This window comes from Comamonas jiangduensis (genome assembly GCF_030162955.1).
In the GTDB taxonomy this organism is placed as follows: Bacteria; Pseudomonadota; Gammaproteobacteria; order Burkholderiales; family Burkholderiaceae_C; genus Comamonas; species Comamonas jiangduensis.
In genome coordinates, this window is the sequence record NZ_JARXOV010000013.1 from 77,866 (window position 1) to 96,048 (window position 18,183).

Sequence of the window (18,183 nt, forward strand, 5' to 3'; positions counted from 1 at the left end):
TGGACTTTAGGATTTCCCCTTGTTCTATGGAACGAATGCTTTTTTATGTCTAAGTGACCAAAGCAGCTAAGTTGAGTTTCTTATTTGCTTTTTCACAGACCTTTTGCAGGTCTTTTCTCAGACTTTTTCACATGTGCCAGATGCGCGGCGTGGTGGGTGCAATGCCCCAATGCTGCGTGCGCCAGCACAGGCGCACCTGCTGCCACAACTGCATCAGTGGCTCCACCACGGGGGCCAAGCCTCGGAGCACCAGCATATGGTCATTGGGGGCGGTAATACCGCACCAGGTACCTTGCGGGTGGGCATCCAGCACTGCGCGGGTAGATTCCAGCAATTGCTCGCGCTGTGTGCGTGTGAGTGCTGTGCCACAAGCCAGCACCATGCTGCTCATGCACCGCTGTTGTGCCAGACCCAAAGGGCCATTCATGAGGAGGTGATCGTCTGCACGGAGGGTGCCGCGTTCCAGCCATGTGCCCGGCCATTCCATGTGCTGGGTAAAACTTCCGTGCTCAAAGGGCTCGTGTGCATGGGGCAGGCCAAAAGCGGTGATATCCCACGCTATCAACTCCGCCCCCTCGGCAATGTCCAGGTGCAGCAGGTTGTGGGCATCGCACTGGTTGTAGGCAATCGCTTCCAGCGGCAGCCATTCAAGGCGTGCGCCAGCGTCCAGCTGCAAATGCGTGCGCTGGGTGGCGGGGGCACCATTGGTTTTGTAAAAACGCGTGGCACCCGGTGTGGTGACCAGGGCATGCGCCCCTGGTGCCACCTGCACACGGATGTCCAGGGTATCACCGCCGACCAGTCCGCCCGGGGGGTGCACCAGCACGTTGTGGCAGACCGCATCGCCTTCGGGGTAGAGGCTGCGCAGCACACGCAAAGGGCCGTCATGGCGAAAGTGCACGCAGGTGCGCGCAGCGCGCACGGTGTATTGAAGATCAAGTTGAGCAAGCCAGGCCATGCGCATGCAGCAAGCAAGAAGTGCGCCTGTTGCACCAAGTTAGGGCGATGGCATATTCTTTAGGCCATGAATAGGGGCTAGGTGCTGTGTCTGTCGTCGGCAGAAAACCAACTGTCTTCATACACGGCCAGTGCCTCGTCGACCAGACAGGGGCCTGCACACTCCATGGGGGCTGTGGCGCTGGCAAACACATCGTGGCAGCTCAGGTTGATGGGGCGCAGGTCGGGGCGGATGTGGTGCAGCCGGGGCCAGTCCAGGCCAAACACCACGCGGCGCAGGCCCACGGCGCAGATGGCGCTGGCACACATGGCACAAGGCTCTGCACTGCAGTACAGCGTGGCCCCTGCAACTAGGTCAGCCTGCAGGCGGGCGGTGCCCAGCTGGCGCACGGCATTCATTTCAGCATGGCCGGTGCGATCCCCCGTTTCCTGGGTGTTGCTAAATGCTTCGGCCAGAATGCGCCCGTTGCTGGCCACCACAATGGCGCCAAACGGGCGGTTGCCGCGCAGGCGTGCTGCGTTGGCCCAGATAAACGACTGACGCAGCCAGTGGCTGTCGGTGTCGCTCAGATGGTGTTCGTCAGCAGGGGGCATCTGGTTGGCATGGCTGTTGGATTGAAAAAAGCGATCGTGCATGGTGGCCTTTCCTGGGTGGAGGGGAGGGGGCCGTGGCCCCGGTGCACAACGCCAAGGCCTCTGTCTCACAGCGCTTTAATGCACAGGGCATGCCAAGCAGATGGGGGCAAGCGGGGGCTTTACGGTAGAAATTTGTAAGCCTATGTGAGCCTGCCTGTGCTGGATGGCTTGCGCTGGCTGGTGGTAGGCGTGCGCCAGTGCGGCGTGTGGTGGTAAAAATAGGAGCTGCTAGCGCTTGTCTATCAAGCGCTGGAGTGCTATTTGATGCATATTTCTCCAGCAGCGCATCTGTGCTATGCATCGGTGTGGGCTGGGTGGTGCGCCAGCAGGGGGCGCCTGCATCCCCTCAAAAAAAAGGCCTGCACGAGGCAGGCCCAAGTCGAGGAACAAAACATGTACACCCAGTGACCCAGCTGCCAGCTGCGGCAGGGCAAGGTGCTTCAATGGCTGTGTGAGCTGCGGTGTGCCCAGGCTGTGGTGCGCTTTTCCACCCAGCTGAACAGTTCGTACATGGCCATGGCCATGGCGCCCACCACCAGCAAGCCCGCAAAGGCCAGCCCCATTTGCATGGAAGAGCCTGCCGAGATCAGCAAATAGCCAATGCCTTCGTTAGCGGCGGTCATCTCTGACACGGTGGTGCCCACAAAAGCCAGGGTGATGGCCACTTTGAGCGAGCCATAAAAATAAGGCAGCGAGCGGGGCAGGCCGACTTTGATCAGTACATCCCAGCGCTTGGCGCCCAGCACGCGCAGCACGTCTTCCAGTTCAGGCTCCAGCGTGGCCAGGCCCGTAGCGATGTTGACGGTGATGGGGAAAAAGCTGATGAGAAAGGCTGTCAAGATGGCAGGGCCAATGCCAATGCCCAGCCAGACCACCAAAATCGGCACAAAAGCTGCTTTGGGCAGGGCGTTGAACGCGGTCATCAGCGGGTAGACCGCCGCATAGGCCAGGCGAGAGCTGCCAATCAAAAAGCCCAGCAGCACGCCCACCACAATCGCAATGCCAAAGCCGGCCATGGTGACCCAGAAGGTGCGCCAGGCGTGGCCCGCAATCACGGCGTGGTATTCCATGAAGTCTTTGAGGATCAGTGCCGGGCTGGGAAAGATGAAGGGCGAGACCTCCAGCGCGGCGCACAGCACCTGCCACAGCACCACCACCGCCAGCAGCAAAATCCAGGGCGACCAGCGCTCCAGCTGTTTGTTGTTGAGTTTGTACATTCCGAATCCTTGGCTGCTTATTGGTTGATCACTGCACCGGTTTGGCGCATGGCACCGATGTGGCCGCGCAGCTCGTGGACGATGTCGGTGAACGCCTTGGTGTAGGTCAGCTCCAGATCGCGCGGGCGGGGAAACGCAATGTCTCGACGCACCACAAAGCGGCCGGGGCTTTTACTCATCACATACACGGTGTCGGCCAGAAACACCGATTCGCGCAGGTCGTGCGTGACCAGGATGACGTTGAACTGCTGCTCAGCGTGCAGGTCGCGCAAGATGCACCATAACTCTTCGCGCGTGAATGCGTCCAGCGCGCCAAACGGCTCGTCCAGCAGCAGCATTTGGGGCTCGTGGATCAGCGCGCGGCAGATGCTGGCGCGTTGCTGCATGCCGCCCGAAAGTTGCCAGGGGAATTTGTCCTCATAACCACCCAGCCCCACTTTTTGCAGCAGGTGGCGCGCGCGTGCTTCGTATTCCTTGCGCTTGGTTTTGAACTGACTGCGGTGGGGCTCCACAATTTCCAGCGGTAGCAGCACGTTGTCTACCGTGGTGCGCCAGGGCAGCAGTGAGGGCGACTGAAACGCCATGCCGGAAATTTTCAGCGGCCCGGTCACGGGCTGGCCATCGATCAAAATTTTGCCCATGGAGGGCATGCGCAGGCCGGTGGCCAGCTTCATGAAGGTGGATTTGCCGCAGCCCGAGGGGCCGACAATGGCAATGAATTCCCCGGTTTTGACCTGCAGGTCAATGGCTTCGACGGCAAAGTGGTTCTGCGCCAGCAACTCGTCGTTGTAGGCCAGCCAGACATCACGGAAATCAACAAAATAAGGGGCTGCAACGCTTTGCATACGGATCCATCACAAGGTGCGGTCAGGCAAGAGGACGCCTGACCGCAGGGTTAGATTGCGGCCTTACTTTTGGGGCAGCACGTCCAGCTGCGCCGCGCTGGGCAGGAAGCTGCCGTTCCAGACTGCTTGGGGATCAATGCGGGTCTTGGTGCCGAAGGCGTCCGAGACTTCCGAGGCCATCAGCGACAGGCGGCTGGCATCCAGGCGGCCAAAGCCTTCCTTGCGGGCGTCGGCGCTGTTGACCACGGTGTCAATCGCCAGCTGTAGGCGGCGGCTTTCCAGCGCCGCGTTGGCAATGCCGTCACGGGCTTTCACATACTGGATGGCGTCTGCTGGCTTGGCCATCACCTCCTTGGCGCCCTTGGCGAAGGCGGCCAAGAAGTTTTTGAGGGCTTCGGGGTTCTCTTTGATCAGCTTGGGGCTGGCAATGATCACGTTGCCGTAGTACTTCACCCCGTGGTCGGCGTACTGCATGACCACCACATCGCTGGCCTTGGCGCCGCGTGCTTCCAGGTTCAGCAAGCTGGTGAAGGTAAAGCCGGTGATGGCATCCACATCACCGCGCACCAGCATGGTTTCGCGCAGCGGGGGGTCCATGGCCGTCCAGGCCACGTTGCTCACCTTGTTGACTTTGGCAAAAGTGGGGAAGGCTTTGCGGCCCGCATCAAACACCGGCGCGCCCAGCTTTTTGCCGCTCAAATCAGCGGGTGTGGTGATGCCGCTTTTCTTGAGCGCCATCACCGCGGCGGGGGTGTTGTTGTAGACCACCATGACGGCCAAGGGCTTGTTGGGCGCCTCGGCGTTGTTGGCGTGAAACTCCATCAGCGAGGCCATGTCGGCAAAACCAATGTCGTAAGAGCCCGAGGCCACGCGCTGCACGGCGCCGCCCGAGCCGTTGCCGGCATCCACGCTCACATCCAGGCCCGCCTCTTTGAAGTACCCCTTGGCCACGGGCAGCAAAAAGAAGGCCGACGGCCCTTCAAAACGCCAGTCCAGCTGGAATTTGAGGGGGGTGTTTTGTGCGTGCGCGGCACCCAAACTGCTGGCCAAAGCCAAAGCGGCGGTGGCTTGCAAGAAACGACGTTTTTGCATGGGGGGCTCCTGGTTGCGAAGTGGTCCAAAAAGATCCGCTGCGGGGCTGTGTCTGCACAGCGTCTGCAGCTTCGCCAAGGAGTGAGCAAAAACAATGCCTGCTTTTTGTATGCAGTTTTTGTATGGCGTTGGGTTGCCACCGGGCGCAACCGGGCACCCTTGCGCTGGCTTGGTGCGCGTGCCTACGGGTTTGCACCAAGGTGACAGCGCAGTGCACGCAATGCGCTAAAAATGCTGCGTCGCACCAATATGGGCGTAGCCCCAAGGAATTTCGCACATGGCCCGCATTCAGTTTGCCGATTTTGAGGACGCCGTTTTTGCCGTGCAGCTGGTGTGCCCGCCTGCATTGCACCCCGGTGCGCACACGGACAACGTGCAGTTGCTGCAACTGGCGTCGCAGGCGCGTTGTGCGTTTTTTGCGGCCTTGGGCTATCGCGAAAACAATGTCGAGGGCGTGCAGATTTTTGTTGGCGATCAGGCCGTGCAGTACAAGGCTGAGGCCTTTCCACAGCAAGTGGTGCAGGTGCAGCTGGCCGTGCGCGATATGGCGGCCAAAGGCTTTGATCTGGCCTACCGGGTGGTGGATGCAGAAAGCGGGCAGCCCATCACGCTGGGCAAGATAGGCGTCGTCTGTGTGGATCGCAGCAGCAAACGCCCCTGCGCGGTGCCCGAGCGCTTGAAGCAACGGCTGGCGCAACTGGAGCTGTTGGCCGCCGAAGTCTGCTGAGGCCGTGCACAGACCAATAATAAAAATAAGAGCGGCTAGCGCTTTATTTCAAAGGAAATCACATGGTTTCTATGCTGAAAACCATGTTTTTCATGCGTTGGTAGCTATGCTTTTTGGTTTTAAGGCGGCGTGCAGCTGCTGTCCAAGCCCGCCAAACCGGTGACTTTTTGCCAGCTGCTGCGCTGCGCCAGACAGCTTTGCAAGCGCTCTTGGGCGGCACGTTGCTGGGCCTGCTGCGCCGCTTGGCTGCGTTCAGCTTGCAGCTGGGCCACTTTGGCGCGGATTTGCGGCATCACCGCCAAAGCGGCTTTCTCGCCCTCCAAAATAGCTTGGGCGCGCTGGGTAAAGTCTGCAGCGCCCATGTCCAGCACCTTGGGGCGCACGGTGATGTCTGCCGTTTTGAGTTCGGCCTGGCCCAGCCGGTGGCCCATGATGGCCAAGGACTGGCTCATGGTGCCCAGCAAGTTGCTGGGCTTTTGGCCGCGCGGCTTGTCGGAAATGTCTACCGCAATCACGATGTCGGCCCCCAGTTCACGCACTGCGTTGACGGGCACGGGGCTGACCACGCCGCCATCCACATAGTGGCTGTCGCCAATGCGCACCGGCTCAAAAACACCAGGAATGCTGCTGGAAGCGCGCACGGCCTGCCCGGTATTGCCGCGGGCAAACACGGTGCGCTTGCCATCTTCCAGGCGGGTGGCAACTGCCACAAACGGTTTGCCCAGCTTTTCCAGCGGCTGGTTGTTGACTTGGGCGTTGACGTAATCCTGCAACTTTTGGCCTTTGACGACCCCGCCCGAAGACCATTGCAGATCGCGAATGCTGGCTTCATCCAGCGCCACGGCTTTGGCTTGCAGCTCAAACGCATTCATGCCACTGGCATACAGCGCGCCCACCACACTGCCAGCGCTAGTGCCCGCCACCATGTCGGGGGTGAAACCATTGGCTTCCAGCATTTTGATGACGCCAATGTGGGCAAAGCCTTTGGCTGCACCGCCCCCCAGGGCAAGGCCGATGCGCACAGGCTGCGCGGTATGGTCGGTGCGCGCCGCAGGCAAGGGGGTGCTGGGCGTACTGCTGCATGCCGCCAGCAAAAGCGCGCAGGCACCCGCGGCAGAACGAAGAAAAGCTTGGAAATACATGGCGCAATCTTGCATAAATACCCGCTGTGCTACCTGTGGCTGCATCAAAAACGCTGCTGGCTTTGTGTGCATGGCGCAGCCGCTGCTATGGCGGGCAGCTTGGTTGCAGGCCTGCACTTGCACTTGTACCAACCGGCCAAACTGATCTGCAGCTACCCACACTGAGGCCGCCTATGAAAAAACCCGCGTACCTAGTAGATATGCGGGTTTTGAGGGCTTTTGAGACTATCCGAAAGCATCGGATGGTCCCCTCGGCAGGAATCGAACCTGCATCTGACCCTTAGGAGGGGTCCGTTCTATCCATTGAACTACAAAGGGACGCGGGCACATATTGTAAGTGTTGCAAATGCAGGGCTAGGCCAAACTGCGCAGTGCACGGCTGGCGGTCAGTCTTTGCTTCTGGTGTAGATCAAGTCCACAGCGGTTTGCACGCCAGTTTGACCGCGCAAGGTCAGGCGGCGTGAGAGGTCGTAGAAGATGAACAAGGTGCCCATCGCGCCGGACAGGCTTTGCTCATAGGCCACATACAAGTCTTTGGACAAGCGTTTGCCTACTGTCACCGCAGCCCCCTGTGTGCCATCTTCGCTGGGGCCTTTGAGGCCCACTTCATCAAACCCCAGCTGGCTGGCGAAGTTGCCCGTGCCCCCGCCCCCGCTGAGCAGGGCCAGTGCCGCTTGTTGCAGCAGTGCGGTTTCCGCACCGCCCGCTGCCGCGCTGCGGCCCATGACCACCCAGGAGAGCTTTTCGGCATCGGACATTTCGGGCTCGGAAAACAAGGTCACCCGCGGGTCGTTGGCGCTGCCAGTGACTTTGACGCCGGCCTTGACTTCAATATTGGGCCGCACGGCCACGATGTCGATGGCAGGGTTGGCGTAGGGGCCGTTGAAGCGCACGGTGCCACTTTGCACATCCAGCGATTGCCCCCAGGCGCGGTAGCGCCCGTTGACGGTGTGGATCTCACCCGTGATCCGAGGTCCATTGCTCACTTGCAACTGGCCTTCTAAGCGGGTCGTGATGCCGTAGCCCTGCAGTGCAAAGTCATTGCCCAGATCCAGTTGGACTTGAATGTGGGGTGGCTGTGCTGCCTGCACGGAGCCTGCTTCTTGCGCTTTTTGCATGCGGGCGGCGGCTTGGTCGGCCTTGTCTTGCGCGGCTTGGCGGATGGCGGCGGACGTGATGTGCACATCGCTGTCGAGCGTGGGTGCCGAGCTGTCTGCCAGCATGATGGCAGCGCGGTCAACCTTCAAATCGCCGAGGAGGCTGAAGCGCCCGCGCTCCAGCGTGGCTTGCAATCCGCCGCTGACGCTGAGCTGGCGGTCGCCACGCACCAGCACTTGCAGGCGTTCGGCGACGGCTCGAATGTCCATGCGCATGCCTGGGCTGTCTGAAGCAGGTTGGGAGTTGTATTCCACAAAGCCAGACCCTTTGAGCGTGCCGCCGTCTTTGGGGGCAGAAGTCAGGTTGCCGCTTTGCCCCAGAATGCGTGTGCTGCTGCCTTCGCCGCCCTGCAGGTACAGCTCGGTAATGTCCAGGCGTGTGCCTTGCAGGCGGGCACGCAGTCGGCCATTTTTCAGGTCTACGCCGTCCAGCAAAGACAGCACACTGAGCTCGTCCGCGCTGAGTTGCCCATCCCAGCGCGGGGCACTGCGCGTGCCCGACACGGTGGCATTGGCATTGAATGTGCCGCTGACACGCCAGCCCGGCGGTGCCACCAAAGCCCAGATGCCAATATTAGGCAAGGCCGCTTGGATCGTGCCATTGATGGGAGCATTTTCAGGCCAGCTAAAGCCGTCCTGGGTCGCGCGCAATTGACTGCGCACATCGGCTTGAATTTGGCCTGCTCGCTCGGAGTTCCAGACCAGTTGGCCGCGCAGGTCATTGCCCTGGGCACTGACTTGCAAGCGCAGTTCTTGCAAACGGGTGCGCATGCCAATGCCGCGCAGGGTGCGTGCCTGTACCTGACCGCTTTGGGCATTGATTTCGCTGGCACCCGTACTACGTACTACGGTGATGTTGCTGGAGTCAGTGTCTTCCACCAGCAAGCGGATGTCACCGCTGGCGCGCTCCAGCAGCACATCGGCGCGCAGTTGGCGGCCTGTGGTGTCAATGTTCCAGCTGCCTTGCACCACCAGGTCACCGCCAACACCGGCGCTTGCGAGCAACGGCGCTTTGGGGTTGGGGCTGAACGCATCCACCCAGGCCAGAGGAATGCCACTTAAGCGCCCCTGCGATTGCAGCGCCCAAGCGCCGTTGCCTGCCTTACGCAGCAGCAGAGGTTGCCACTCGATACTGGCTGTTTGTGCGCCTTGGCTGCTGGGCGGGGTTACGACCAGCTGGCTGCCACTGGCTTGAATGCGTGTGCTGCGCACCGGGTTGCCGGTGGTGCGTTGGCTGGCAGAGACTGGCGCGCTCAGTTTGATTTGCCACGCCTGGCTGTCGCTGCCTTGCGGGCTCCAGCGCGCGCTCAGCGCATCAATCTTGGCTTGCCAGTCAGTGGGTGCAGCGCCTTGTGCCACCCACAGACCTGCCGTCAGCGCTGTTTGCAGCGCCACGGATTGCGCGCCTTGTTGTGCTTTGCCATCTAGGTTGATACGCAGGCTCTCAGGGCTGCCGGAAAACTGCAGTTGCAGTTGTGGCAACTGTGTAGCAATGCCATTCGCAGGGCGGTAGCTGAATGAATTGGCTTGTAACTTCCCCTCTAGCTGCAAGCCGCTGGCTTGCAAAGGCGCTGCAGGGTTTTCCAGGCGTTGTTGTAGTTTTTGCCATCCACCGCGCCAGTTCAGTGCAGCAGAGGCGTTGCCCGCCAGTTGGGCGCCCGCCAGAGGGTCTGTGCCCAAGGGCAGGCGTGAAAGCCACTGCCCCAGTGGTTCTGCAGCGCTGATTTGCAACTGCAGCTGGCCTTGGCCTGTGGCTGGGCCAGCATTCAAGTTGGCATCCAACTGGGCGCCTGGGAACTGGGCTTGCAGCGTCCCTTCGATGGTCTGGGTGCTGTGGTTCCAGCTGAGCGCATTCGCTTGAAGCTCTGCTTGCAAGGCATTCAGCTGGAGATCGCGGATATGCAGAACCGGCGCCTTCCACTGGCCTTCGGCGCGCGCGCTGGCGATGCGCAAAGCTCTGGCGTTGCGCGTGGGCTGAGACTGCAGGTTCAGTGCAAATTGCACTTGCTGCTCAGCATCCGTGCTGGCTTGCAACCGGCCTGAAATCGGTGCGGCATCCAAACTGCTGTAGAGGTCTGCGGGGTTCAATCCATCGATGACGGCGGTGGCCTCGATGGTTTGGAGCTTGGTATCCAGACTGCCTTGGGCTTGCAGCTGGGCCTGCCGATCGGTTGGCGCGTTGGCTTTGCCCAAGAAGATGCGCGCTTGCTCCAGCGTCCACGTTTGCACACCATCAAAGTGTGCATCTGCCACCACGGCGCGCACGGGCAATGCTTGTTGGTCCCAAGGCCCGGGCCGCGCGTTGTGCAAATCGGCATGCAGCTTCCAGCCGGTGCGATCGGGCCCGGCTTGCAGCGTGCCGCTCAAATCCGTGTGTGGCCCGTTGGACATGAACAATGCCGCATCCACATGGCGCAGATCGGCCTGCGCTTGCTCTACAGGCTGTGCCAGCCAAGGGCGAAGGATGGCGCTGACATTGGCGGACAAGCTGTTGTCCGTTGGGTCGGGCGTGCCCGCCGTGTTAGCCGTATTAGCAGCATGTGGGGTATGGGCTTGGGCTTTGATGGTGAGCTTGGCCGCTTCGGTGGCCAGCGTGCCGTGGATGTCGGCACTGGCAGTGATGGGGAGGGTTTGCGAAGGCTGGTGTGGCAGGGCCGCTTTGATCGCGCCTTGCAATTGGGCTTCCAGCTGCATGGGGGCGGCGGCTTGCAGCTTGGCCTGGGCTTCATACAAGCCGCCGGCATAGTGCAAGCTGCTGACTTGCAACTCATGGTGGCTGCCGGTGTAGCGGTATTGCCCATACAGCGCGGTCACGGTGGTCTCTGGTGGCCCCTCCCAGACTAATTTTTCGATGCGCACCGGTATATCTAGGCGCATGGGCAGCTGCAGTGATTGCAATGGCGTGGTGGGGGTGTCTTCTTTGGGCTGTGGCGTGCTGCGAATGCGCAACTCATCCATGTTCACGCGGCCAAAGCGCAGCTCTCGCTGCAGCAAAGGCTGCAAGCGCCAAGCGATGTCGGTACCTTTGATCTCCACTTGCAAGGCGGGGCTGGTCCAGCGCAACCAGTCAATGCGACCGCCATGGCGCAAGCTGCCTTCAATGCCATCGGCCTCGAGCTTTTGGTCTGCAGGCATCCAGCTGGCAACACGGGCCAGCGTGCGCTGCAAAGAATCGGCCTGACCGGCCCACCACCAAGCCATGCCCAGCAGCGCGCAAACCGCAATCAGTGACAGGGCAATCGCCATCATCAGCCAGCGCAGCCATCGGCGGCGACGACGCGGTGGCGCTGCGGGGGGCTTGGAAGGCGGAGTGTTTGCGCTCTCCAGCGAGGGTTCTTGACGTTCTTGCATGCAATCAGAAGTTGAAGCCCAAGCGCAGGTGCAAGCGCACCTTCTTGGTTTCCAGGCCATAGGCCAGGTCGGCTTGCAGTGGGCCTACGGGGCTGCGCCAGCGAATGCCGGTGCCCACGCCGACAAAGACGGTGTAGGTGTCCAGTGAATCTGTGACCGTACCTGCATCGACAAACATGGCGTGTTCCCAATCGTTGCGGTTGCCCGCAATCGTGATGGGGCGTTGCCATTCCACGCTGCCCGACGCCATATAGCGACCACCGATGAGTTTGTCGTTGTCGGTACGCGCGCCAATGCTTTGGTAGCTGTAGCCGCGCACGGTGGTGTCGCCGCCCGAGAGAAACAGCTGGGTGATCGGCACCACCGTGTTGCTATTGGCAATCACCGCACCGCCATTGGCCCGAAAAGCCAGCCGGCTGCGCCGTCCGGTTTCTCCTTCGTTGCGATCCAGTGGCATCAGGTACAGCCAGCGGGCGGCCATGCGGCCAAAGGGTTTGCGCTCGGGGGTGATGGTGCTACCCGCGCCCACTTCCCAGCCCAGGCCATAGCCGCGCGTGGGGCTGGTCGGGTTGTTGAAGTAGCGGCCCGTCCAGCCATAGTTGAGCGTGAGGGACGAGCTGGACGGTGGTGCCCCTTCGCCCTGCGCCTTAGCCATGTCGTATTGCAGGTAGTAGCCACGGTCGATCTTGTCTTCGCTTTTGCCGCGCCCGGCCACCAAGCTCACACTGTTGGCGGTGTAGTCCGCCAGTTCTTCACGGGCAGCTTTGCCGCCCACAAAGTAATTCCAGCCACTGTAGTCGGGCAACGATGTGATGCGGGTGGACAGCAAGGGGTTCTTTTTGTCCAGTTGCAGCTTGCTTTGGGCGCGCCAGTCCAGATACGGCACGCGGTTGTGCGTGTGGTCGACAGAGAAGCGAAAGCCAGTATCGGTGCTGACCCCCAAGCCGTAGACCCACTTTTGCAGCTTGGCCTCGCGCACTTGCGCAATCACAGGGGCATGCACTTCGGTGTCACCGGGCTGCGCGACCTCGGTGGCCAGCGTCAGAAACACGGAGTCGTAATAGCCGCTGTTGGCCAAACGTTGCTGGGTGTCGAGCAAGGTGGTTTGGCGGTATTCATCGCCCACGGGCAGGCGTGCCAGGCGAATGAGGCCCGACGGGTTGTAGCGCTGCGCGCCTTCAATCACCAAAGGGCCAAAGTAATACGCAGGCCCGGGTTCATAGGTGACGGTGAGCTGCGCTTGCTGGGTGTCGGTGTCAATGTCGGCGCGGCTTTCCGTGAGGCTGGCCGTGGGGTAGCGGCGATTTTGCAAGCGGCGTATGCCGTCATTTTTGGCATTGCTCCACGCGGACTGGGTGAACTGGGCCCCCTCGGGCAGCGCCCAGTTGCGGCGAATGCCTTCGCGCATGTTCAGCCCTTTGGGGTCGTCAGCATTGGTGCCGCTGAAGTCCACGCGGGCCTGTGCAATGGTGGTGGGTGTGCCGGGCTCCACCTTGACCAAGACTTTGAGGGGTGTGTCCGGGTCGTCAGGGGTGTCAATCAACTGCAGCTCTATGCTGGGCGAAAAATACCCCATGGTGCCCAGCAGGCTGCGGATGTTGGCGTCCGCCGCGCCCAGCAGGCGGCCCAGTTCGCTGCGGCGCAAATCGCTCAACTGGCGGTAGCGCTGCAGCTCCATGTGCTCTTGCAGCAGCTCGCGCACATCTTTGGGGGCTTGGACTTCCAGCGTGAAACTGGCCGGGCCCACAGCGGACGGGGAATTTCGGTCTTTGGACAGCAGGCTGCAGCCAGACAGCAGCAGCGCACTGGCTAACAAAAACGCCGACGGCAACGCCGACGTCTTTGAGAGAAAAGGCTTGGGCATGAACCTATTTTGACAGCAGCCTCATGGTTTCTTCCAGACCTTTTAATGTAAGGGGGTACATTCGCCCGCCCATGAGTTGGCGAATGATGTCAATACTTTGGCGGTATTCCCACACGCCCTGAGGCTCGGGGTTGATCCATGCATGGTGCGGGAAAGCATTGGTAAGTCTTTGCAACCATTCGGCACCGGGCTCATCGTTGTTGTATTCCACGCTGCCGCCGGGCTGGATGATTTCATACGGGCTCATGGTGGCATCGCCCACAAAGATCAGCTTGTAGTCTTTGTTGTACTTGCGAATGATGTCCCAGGTGTCGAATTTCTCGGCAAAGCGGCGGCGGTTGTTCTTCCACATGAAGTCGTAGACGCAGTTGTGGAAGTAATAAAACTCCAGGTGCTTGAACTCGCTTTTGACGGCGCTGAACAACTCTTCCACCCGCTGGATGTGGTCGTCCATGGTGCCGCCCACGTCCATCAGCAGCAGCACCTTCACGTTGTTGTGGCGCTCGGGCACCATCTTGATGTCCAGCCAGCCCGCGTTGGCGGCGGTGCTGCGGATGGTGTCGGGCAAGTCCAGCTCCAGGTTGCTGCCTTGGCGGGCAAACTTGCGCAGGCGGCGCAGGGCCACCTTGATGTTGCGCGTGCCCAGCTCTTGCGTGTCGTCGTAGTCACGGTAGGCGCGCTGCTCCCACACTTTGACGGCGCTGCGGTTTTTGCCGGGGCCGCCAATGCGCACGCCCTGCGGGTTGTAGCCGCCGTGGCCATAGGGGCTGGTGCCGCCCGTGCCAATCCATTTGTTGCCGCCTTCGTGGCGGCCTTTTTGCTCTTCCAGGCGCTTCTTTAAAGTCTCCATCAACTCATCCCAGCCCATCTTCTCGATGGCGGCTTTTTGCTCGGGCGTGAGTTCTTTGTCCAGCAGCTTGCGCAGCCACTCTTCGGGCAGATCTTTTTTGAAATCGGCCACCATTTCCACGCCTTTGAAGTAGGCGGCAAAGGCGCGGTCAAACTTGTCGTAGTGCTTCTCATCTTTGACGACGATGGTGCGGGCGAGGAAGTAAAAATCATCCAGGCTCCAGCCGTCTTCGCTGCGCGGGCCCACCACACCGGCCTCCAGCGCCTGCAGCAGCATCAAAAATTCCTTGACCGATACCGGCAGTTTGGCAGCGCGCAAGGTGTAGAAAAAGTCGATCAACATGGGGAAGAGTCTAAAAAGAGAGCTGCTAGCGCTGGTTTTATTTGGGTTTCAGATAGTTTTCATGCTTATATCAAGCATTGACAGGCGCTAGCTGCTGCAGTTTTGCAAGCAAGCGCTGCTGTGCGGCGGGCCATTCGGCTGCCAGCATGCTGTACATGACTGTGTCGCGCACCGTGCCGTCCCAGCGTGGGGTGTGGTGGCGGATGACGCCATCTTTGTGCGCACCCAGCCGCTCAATGGCCTGCTGGCTGCGGGTGTTCAGAATGTCGGTGCGCCAGCCCACCACGGCGCAGCCCAGCGTCTCAAAGGCATGCTGCATCAACAGCAGCTTGGCAGCGGTATTGACGTGGCTGCGTTGCACGCTGGCGGCGTACCAGGTGTAGCCAATTTCCAGGCGCTGGGCGCCGGGCACGATGTCGTGGTAGCTGCTGGTGCCCAGCACTTGGCCGCTGTGGGCATCGGTGACGACAAAGGGGTAGCGCGTGCCTTGGGCTTGCATCTCCAGCGCTTTGTCGATGTAGGCCGTGGTTTCATCGGGCGCTGGCACCCAGGTCACGCGCAGATTCCACAGCTGGCCGTCTGCCGCCGCCGCTTGCAGGCCTGCGGTGTGCGCCAGTGTCAGGGGCTGCAAACGAACGCCCCAGCCTTGCAACTGGACGGGTGCAACAAAAGCAGGCATGGCGTCAGGCATACGGGGCTCGGCTTTCAACGCAATCAATCGGCTTCGGCTTCTTCCAGCGCAGCTTTGGATTTTTGGCGGTTGCGCCAGATGCGCGCCAGGTGCAAGCCTGCACCACCGCCGAGGCCGACCATCAAAATACCCACCATGCTGGAGCCGCTGTAGCCGTCGCTAAAGATGTCGATGCCCACAGCTTGCCCGAGGCCATAGCCAGCCAGTGCGCCCAGCATGAAGCACACCGCGTCAGACACCCCTTCCAGCAGCAGTTTTTGCGCAGAAGCCATTGTTGATCTCCCTGATGATTGGTGGTGAAGCCTGTAAAGCTACGACAAGCGGCGGTTTTGCGCATTGGGGCAAGTCTGCAAAGGGGGTGTCAGCGCCACGTCAGCGCACACGCGCGCCAGGGTCAGCGGTTGCGCTGGTTCATGAACACCAGTTTTTCAAACAGGCTCATGTCCTGTTCGTTCTTCAGCAGTGCGCCCACCAGCGGCGGCACAGACACTTTTTGGTCGGGCGATTGCAGCGCTTCCAGCGGAATGTCTTCGGCCACCAGCAGCTTGAGCCAGTCGATCAGCTCGCTGGTCGAAGGCTTTTTTTTCAGGCCGGGCAGGCCGCGCACGTCGTAGAAGGTCTTGAGCGCGGCGCTGAGCAAGTCACCCTTGAGGGTGGGAAAGTGCACCGCCACGATTTGGCGCATGGTGTCTGCGTCGGGGAACTTGATGTAGTGGAAAAAGCAGCGGCGCAAGAACGCGTCGGGCAGTTCTTTTTCGTTGTTCGAGGTGATGAACACCAGCGGGCGGTGCTTGGCGCGGACCATCTCGCGGGTTTCGTAGCAGTAAAACTCCATGCGGTCGATTTCGCGCAGCAAATCGTTGGGGAACTCAATGTCTGCTTTGTCGATTTCATCGATCAGCAAGGCCACGGGCTGCTCGGAAGTGAACGCCTGCCAAAGCACGCCTTTGACAATGTAGTTGCGGATGTCTTGCGTGCGTTCGTCGCCCAACTGGCTGTCGCGCAGACGCGAAACCGCGTCATATTCGTACAGGCCCTGCTGTGCCTTGGTGGTGGACTTGATGTGCCATTGCAGCAAAGGCATGTGCAGGGCTGCGGCCACTTCTTCGGCCAGCATGGTTTTGCCCGTGCCAGGCTCCCCTTTCACCAGCAGCGGGCGCTGTAGCTGGATGGCGGCGTTGACGGCCAACATCAAGTCTTGGGTGGCAACGTAATTGTCAGAACCTTGGAATTTCATGGGCGTGATATCAGCGTAAACATTGATGTGAGTGCTTGACAACTGCTCTGATAATGAATTTTCGCGAGCAGATCCCAGCTACAACTTTGCAAAGGATTTTGTGCACAAATGATCAAAACATGGACCACGGTGTTTGCAATGTTTGTCGCTTGTGCGACGTCGTCCGCCACTGCCCAAACGGCGCAGGGCGATATCCAGGCAGGTAAAGGCAAGGTGGCCATGTGTATTGGCTGCCATGGCATTCCGGGCTACCAAGCCAGTTTTCCGGAGGTGCACAAGGTACCGATGATCGGAGGGCAGTCTGCCGCATATATGGCTGCAGCACTAGACGCTTACCGCAAAGGGGATCGTCGCCATCCGACAATGCGCGGGATTGCGCAGTCGCTGAGCGATCAAGATATTGCTGATGTCTCTGCATACTACGAGGCACAAAGCCCCTCACGTGCTGAAGTGCAGCCCCATGACCCGCCGGCCCAGGTCGCCGCCTTGATCGAAAAAGGCGCGTGCTTTAGCTGCCACGGGCAAAACTTTGGCAAACCCATTGATGCCAGCTACCCCAAAGTGGCGGGTCAGCATGCGGACTATGTGTTGGTGGCGCTGAAATCGTATAAAACGACGGACAACGCCAGGGTGGGGCGCAGCAACGGCATCATGGCGCCGATTGCGCAGCAGTTCAGCAACCAAGAGCTCAAGCTGCTGGCCAACTACATTGGCAAGCTGGACGGTGATTTGAAAACCGTGCCCCAGCCGCATTTCCGCTGAACAGTAGGTTGCGGCCAATCTGCCTTCTGCGCCCCCCTCAAAAAACAAAGCCCGCACAGTGCGGGCTTTGTTTTTGGGGCATTGGCAAGCTGCTTAGTCTTTGGTGGCGCGGCGCTGCACGGCGGCGACGTACTGGTTGCCATCGGGCGGATGGCCGTTGCGCTGGCTGTCGGCCAGCATTTGGCCCAGGCATTCCATCACTTCATGGTGCGCTTTGTGTAAGTCACCACGGCGCTTGGCCAGCAGCTCCACTGCCTGGCGTATGCCGCGGGGCTGGTCAATGCTGCATTGTTCGCTGATGGACAGGTGCATGGACAGGTGCAAGAACGGGTTGGTGCGCTCTGGCTCCAGATCGTAATTGCGTTGGACGGCAGCCTCTACATCGTCCAGCTCGGCGAAGTATTCGGGGTGTTCATCAATCCACAGGCTGGCCAGTGTCTCAATCGCCTTCATGGGGGCGTTGGTGTTCATTTTGCTGCGTACGCTGCAAAAAAAACGGCGTACGTCAGCTTGGGTGGGGTTGAAAAGCATGATGGCCGCTAGCGTAGCATGACCATGGAAAACCAGTCGCCAAGGTGCCAAACACCAGGCTGCCGCGCAAGCGTAAGATCGCACGCTTTGGGTGTGCAGCTCTTGGGTGTGGGTTCATGGATTTTCAGACTTGGTTGGCGTTTTTTTCGGCGTGCGTGTTTATTGCCATCTCTCCCGGCTCTGGCGCGGTGCTGTCCATGAGCCACGGCCTGGCCTACGGTGTGCGCCAGACTTCCGCCACCATTGGTGGTCTGCAACTGGGCTTGCTGCTCATTCTTTTGATAGCCGGTGGGGGCGTGGGCGCAGTGCTGATTGCCTCCGATGTAGCCTTTACGGTGGTGAAAGTGCTGGGTGCTTGCTACCTGATTTATCTGGGGTGGAGCCAGTTGCGCAGTGTGGGTAACGGGGTGGATGTGGGGCATTTGCAAGCTACGCCCCTGCCTTGGCAGCAGCGCACGTTATCGGGTTTTTTGACCAATGCGACCAACCCCAAGGGCATCATTTTCATGGTGGCGGTATTGCCGCAGTTTTTAAGCACCCAGCGCCCGCTGTGGGTGCAGTTGCTGGTGATGTCGGTGACCTGTCTGGCCGTAGATACCGTGGTCATGCACGGCTATGCGGCCAGTGCCAGTGCTTTGCGCCGCTGGATGCGCAGCGCAGAAGCGATGCGTTGGCAAAACCGGATTTTTGGCGGCCTGCTGATGCTGGTGGGGGCGGGGCTGTTTTTTGTGCAGCGTTCTGTGCACCAAGGGTAATCCTCAGGCTTGCAGGCTTGCAAAATA

The 18,183-nt window shown here is 60.3% G+C and carries 16 protein-coding genes and 1 tRNA gene; 3 read left to right on the forward strand and 14 right to left on the reverse strand.

Translation table 11 applies throughout. From position 1 onward, the window contains the following. Window positions 1-127 precede the first annotated feature (127 nt). The 5 genes from QEP12_RS11395 to QEP12_RS11415 all read right to left on the reverse strand — a co-directional run bounded on the left by QEP12_RS11395 (window position 128) and on the right by QEP12_RS11415 (window position 4,747). On the reverse strand, window positions 128-958 hold the full coding sequence (locus QEP12_RS11395) for an urease accessory protein UreD (protein ID WP_174862810.1): 831 nt from the start codon (window positions 956-958) through the stop codon (window positions 128-130). A gap of 77 nt (window positions 959-1,035) precedes the next feature. Continuing rightward, window positions 1,036-1,593 (reverse strand): nucleoside deaminase, encoded by a 558-nt coding sequence (locus QEP12_RS11400; RefSeq protein WP_246254073.1) that lies wholly within the window; start codon window positions 1,591-1,593, stop codon window positions 1,036-1,038. A gap of 440 nt (window positions 1,594-2,033) precedes the next feature. Further along, entirely contained in the window at window positions 2,034-2,810 is a 777-nt protein-coding gene (locus QEP12_RS11405) for an ABC transporter permease (protein WP_284214332.1), read from the reverse strand. Window positions 2,811-2,827: 17 nt separating this feature from the next. After that, window positions 2,828-3,655 carry an ABC transporter ATP-binding protein gene (locus QEP12_RS11410; protein ID WP_174862809.1) on the reverse strand — a complete coding sequence of 276 codons (828 nt, stop codon included), beginning with the start codon at window positions 3,653-3,655 and terminating at the stop codon, window positions 2,828-2,830. Between the two features lie 63 nt (window positions 3,656-3,718). Then, window positions 3,719-4,747 (reverse strand): ABC transporter substrate-binding protein, encoded by a 1,029-nt coding sequence (locus tag QEP12_RS11415; protein WP_284214334.1) that lies wholly within the window; start codon window positions 4,745-4,747, stop codon window positions 3,719-3,721. Between the two features lie 277 nt (window positions 4,748-5,024). On the opposite strand from QEP12_RS11415, the gene QEP12_RS11420 reads away from it, so the two are divergent. Beyond that, the gene (locus tag QEP12_RS11420; RefSeq protein ID WP_284214335.1) at window positions 5,025-5,474 is read left to right on the forward strand and encodes an acyl-CoA thioesterase; all 450 of its coding nucleotides are present in this window, start codon (window positions 5,025-5,027) and stop codon (window positions 5,472-5,474) included. 119 nt (window positions 5,475-5,593) lie between these two features. Here QEP12_RS11420 and QEP12_RS11425 read toward each other — a convergent pair whose 3' ends face one another. The 8 genes from QEP12_RS11425 to QEP12_RS11460 all read right to left on the reverse strand — a co-directional run bounded on the left by QEP12_RS11425 (window position 5,594) and on the right by QEP12_RS11460 (window position 16,108). Next, window positions 5,594-6,616 carry a patatin-like phospholipase family protein gene (locus QEP12_RS11425; RefSeq protein ID WP_284214336.1) on the reverse strand — a complete coding sequence of 341 codons (1,023 nt, stop codon included), beginning with the start codon at window positions 6,614-6,616 and terminating at the stop codon, window positions 5,594-5,596. A 243-nt stretch (window positions 6,617-6,859) separates the two neighbouring features. Beyond that, a tRNA-Arg gene (locus QEP12_RS11430) sits at window positions 6,860-6,934 on the reverse strand. 68 nt (window positions 6,935-7,002) lie between these two features. After that, window positions 7,003-11,124 (reverse strand): translocation/assembly module TamB domain-containing protein, encoded by a 4,122-nt coding sequence (locus QEP12_RS11435; protein WP_284214338.1) that lies wholly within the window; start codon window positions 11,122-11,124, stop codon window positions 7,003-7,005. Between the two features lie 4 nt (window positions 11,125-11,128). Further along, complete coding sequence (locus QEP12_RS11440) at window positions 11,129-12,988, reverse strand: autotransporter assembly complex protein TamA (RefSeq protein WP_284214340.1); 1,860 nt, start codon at window positions 12,986-12,988, stop codon at window positions 11,129-11,131. A 4-nt stretch (window positions 12,989-12,992) separates the two neighbouring features. Next, a complete protein-coding gene (locus QEP12_RS11445; RefSeq protein WP_284214341.1) occupies window positions 12,993-14,180 on the reverse strand; it encodes a vWA domain-containing protein in 1,188 nt (395 codons plus the stop codon). Window positions 14,181-14,250: 70 nt separating this feature from the next. Beyond that, window positions 14,251-14,859, reverse strand: coding sequence for a GNAT family N-acetyltransferase (locus tag QEP12_RS11450; protein WP_284214342.1), 609 nt, complete (start codon window positions 14,857-14,859; stop codon window positions 14,251-14,253). Window positions 14,860-14,894: 35 nt separating this feature from the next. Beyond that, complete coding sequence (locus QEP12_RS11455; RefSeq protein WP_219162677.1) at window positions 14,895-15,143, reverse strand: hypothetical protein; 249 nt, start codon at window positions 15,141-15,143, stop codon at window positions 14,895-14,897. Between the two features lie 122 nt (window positions 15,144-15,265). After that, on the reverse strand, window positions 15,266-16,108 hold the full coding sequence (locus tag QEP12_RS11460) for an AAA family ATPase (RefSeq protein ID WP_284214343.1): 843 nt from the start codon (window positions 16,106-16,108) through the stop codon (window positions 15,266-15,268). A gap of 108 nt (window positions 16,109-16,216) precedes the next feature. On the opposite strand from QEP12_RS11460, the gene QEP12_RS11465 reads away from it, so the two are divergent. Beyond that, entirely contained in the window at window positions 16,217-16,870 is a 654-nt protein-coding gene (locus tag QEP12_RS11465) for a c-type cytochrome (protein ID WP_174862894.1), read from the forward strand. Between the two features lie 93 nt (window positions 16,871-16,963). Here the strand turns inward: QEP12_RS11465 and QEP12_RS11470 are convergent, their stop codons facing one another. Beyond that, window positions 16,964-17,401: a DUF1841 family protein gene (locus tag QEP12_RS11470; RefSeq protein ID WP_174862895.1), complete on the reverse strand. Its 438-nt coding sequence runs from the start codon at window positions 17,399-17,401 to the stop codon at window positions 16,964-16,966. 116 nt (window positions 17,402-17,517) lie between these two features. Here QEP12_RS11470 and QEP12_RS11475 point away from each other — a divergent pair, with 116 nt between their 5' ends. After that, entirely contained in the window at window positions 17,518-18,156 is a 639-nt protein-coding gene (locus tag QEP12_RS11475) for a LysE family translocator (RefSeq protein ID WP_284214344.1), read from the forward strand. Window positions 18,157-18,183: the final 27 nt, after the last annotated feature.

What these genes read in the sequence shown, in the direction of transcription:
- QEP12_RS11395 (WP_174862810.1), bottom strand. Translation starts at nt 958, where the DNA reads ATGGCCTGGCTTGCTCAACTTGATCTTCAATACACCGTGCGCGCTGCG.
- QEP12_RS11400 (WP_246254073.1), bottom strand. Translation starts at nt 1,593, where the DNA reads ATGCACGATCGCTTTTTTCAATCCAACAGCCATGCCAACCAGATGCCC.
- QEP12_RS11405 (WP_284214332.1), bottom strand. Translation starts at nt 2,810, where the DNA reads ATGTACAAACTCAACAACAAACAGCTGGAGCGCTGGTCGCCCTGGATT.
- QEP12_RS11410 (WP_174862809.1), bottom strand. Translation starts at nt 3,655, where the DNA reads ATGCAAAGCGTTGCAGCCCCTTATTTTGTTGATTTCCGTGATGTCTGG.
- QEP12_RS11415 (WP_284214334.1), bottom strand. Translation starts at nt 4,747, where the DNA reads ATGCAAAAACGTCGTTTCTTGCAAGCCACCGCCGCTTTGGCTTTGGCC.
- QEP12_RS11420 (WP_284214335.1), top strand. Translation starts at nt 5,025, where the DNA reads ATGGCCCGCATTCAGTTTGCCGATTTTGAGGACGCCGTTTTTGCCGTG.
- QEP12_RS11425 (WP_284214336.1), bottom strand. Translation starts at nt 6,616, where the DNA reads ATGTATTTCCAAGCTTTTCTTCGTTCTGCCGCGGGTGCCTGCGCGCTT.
- QEP12_RS11435 (WP_284214338.1), bottom strand. Translation starts at nt 11,124, where the DNA reads ATGCAAGAACGTCAAGAACCCTCGCTGGAGAGCGCAAACACTCCGCCT.
- QEP12_RS11440 (WP_284214340.1), bottom strand. Translation starts at nt 12,988, where the DNA reads ATGCCCAAGCCTTTTCTCTCAAAGACGTCGGCGTTGCCGTCGGCGTTT.
- QEP12_RS11445 (WP_284214341.1), bottom strand. Translation starts at nt 14,180, where the DNA reads ATGTTGATCGACTTTTTCTACACCTTGCGCGCTGCCAAACTGCCGGTA.
- QEP12_RS11450 (WP_284214342.1), bottom strand. Translation starts at nt 14,859, where the DNA reads ATGCCTGCTTTTGTTGCACCCGTCCAGTTGCAAGGCTGGGGCGTTCGT.
- QEP12_RS11455 (WP_219162677.1), bottom strand. Translation starts at nt 15,143, where the DNA reads ATGGCTTCTGCGCAAAAACTGCTGCTGGAAGGGGTGTCTGACGCGGTG.
- QEP12_RS11460 (WP_284214343.1), bottom strand. Translation starts at nt 16,108, where the DNA reads ATGAAATTCCAAGGTTCTGACAATTACGTTGCCACCCAAGACTTGATG.
- QEP12_RS11465 (WP_174862894.1), top strand. Translation starts at nt 16,217, where the DNA reads ATGATCAAAACATGGACCACGGTGTTTGCAATGTTTGTCGCTTGTGCG.
- QEP12_RS11470 (WP_174862895.1), bottom strand. Translation starts at nt 17,401, where the DNA reads ATGCTTTTCAACCCCACCCAAGCTGACGTACGCCGTTTTTTTTGCAGC.
- QEP12_RS11475 (WP_284214344.1), top strand. Translation starts at nt 17,518, where the DNA reads ATGGATTTTCAGACTTGGTTGGCGTTTTTTTCGGCGTGCGTGTTTATT.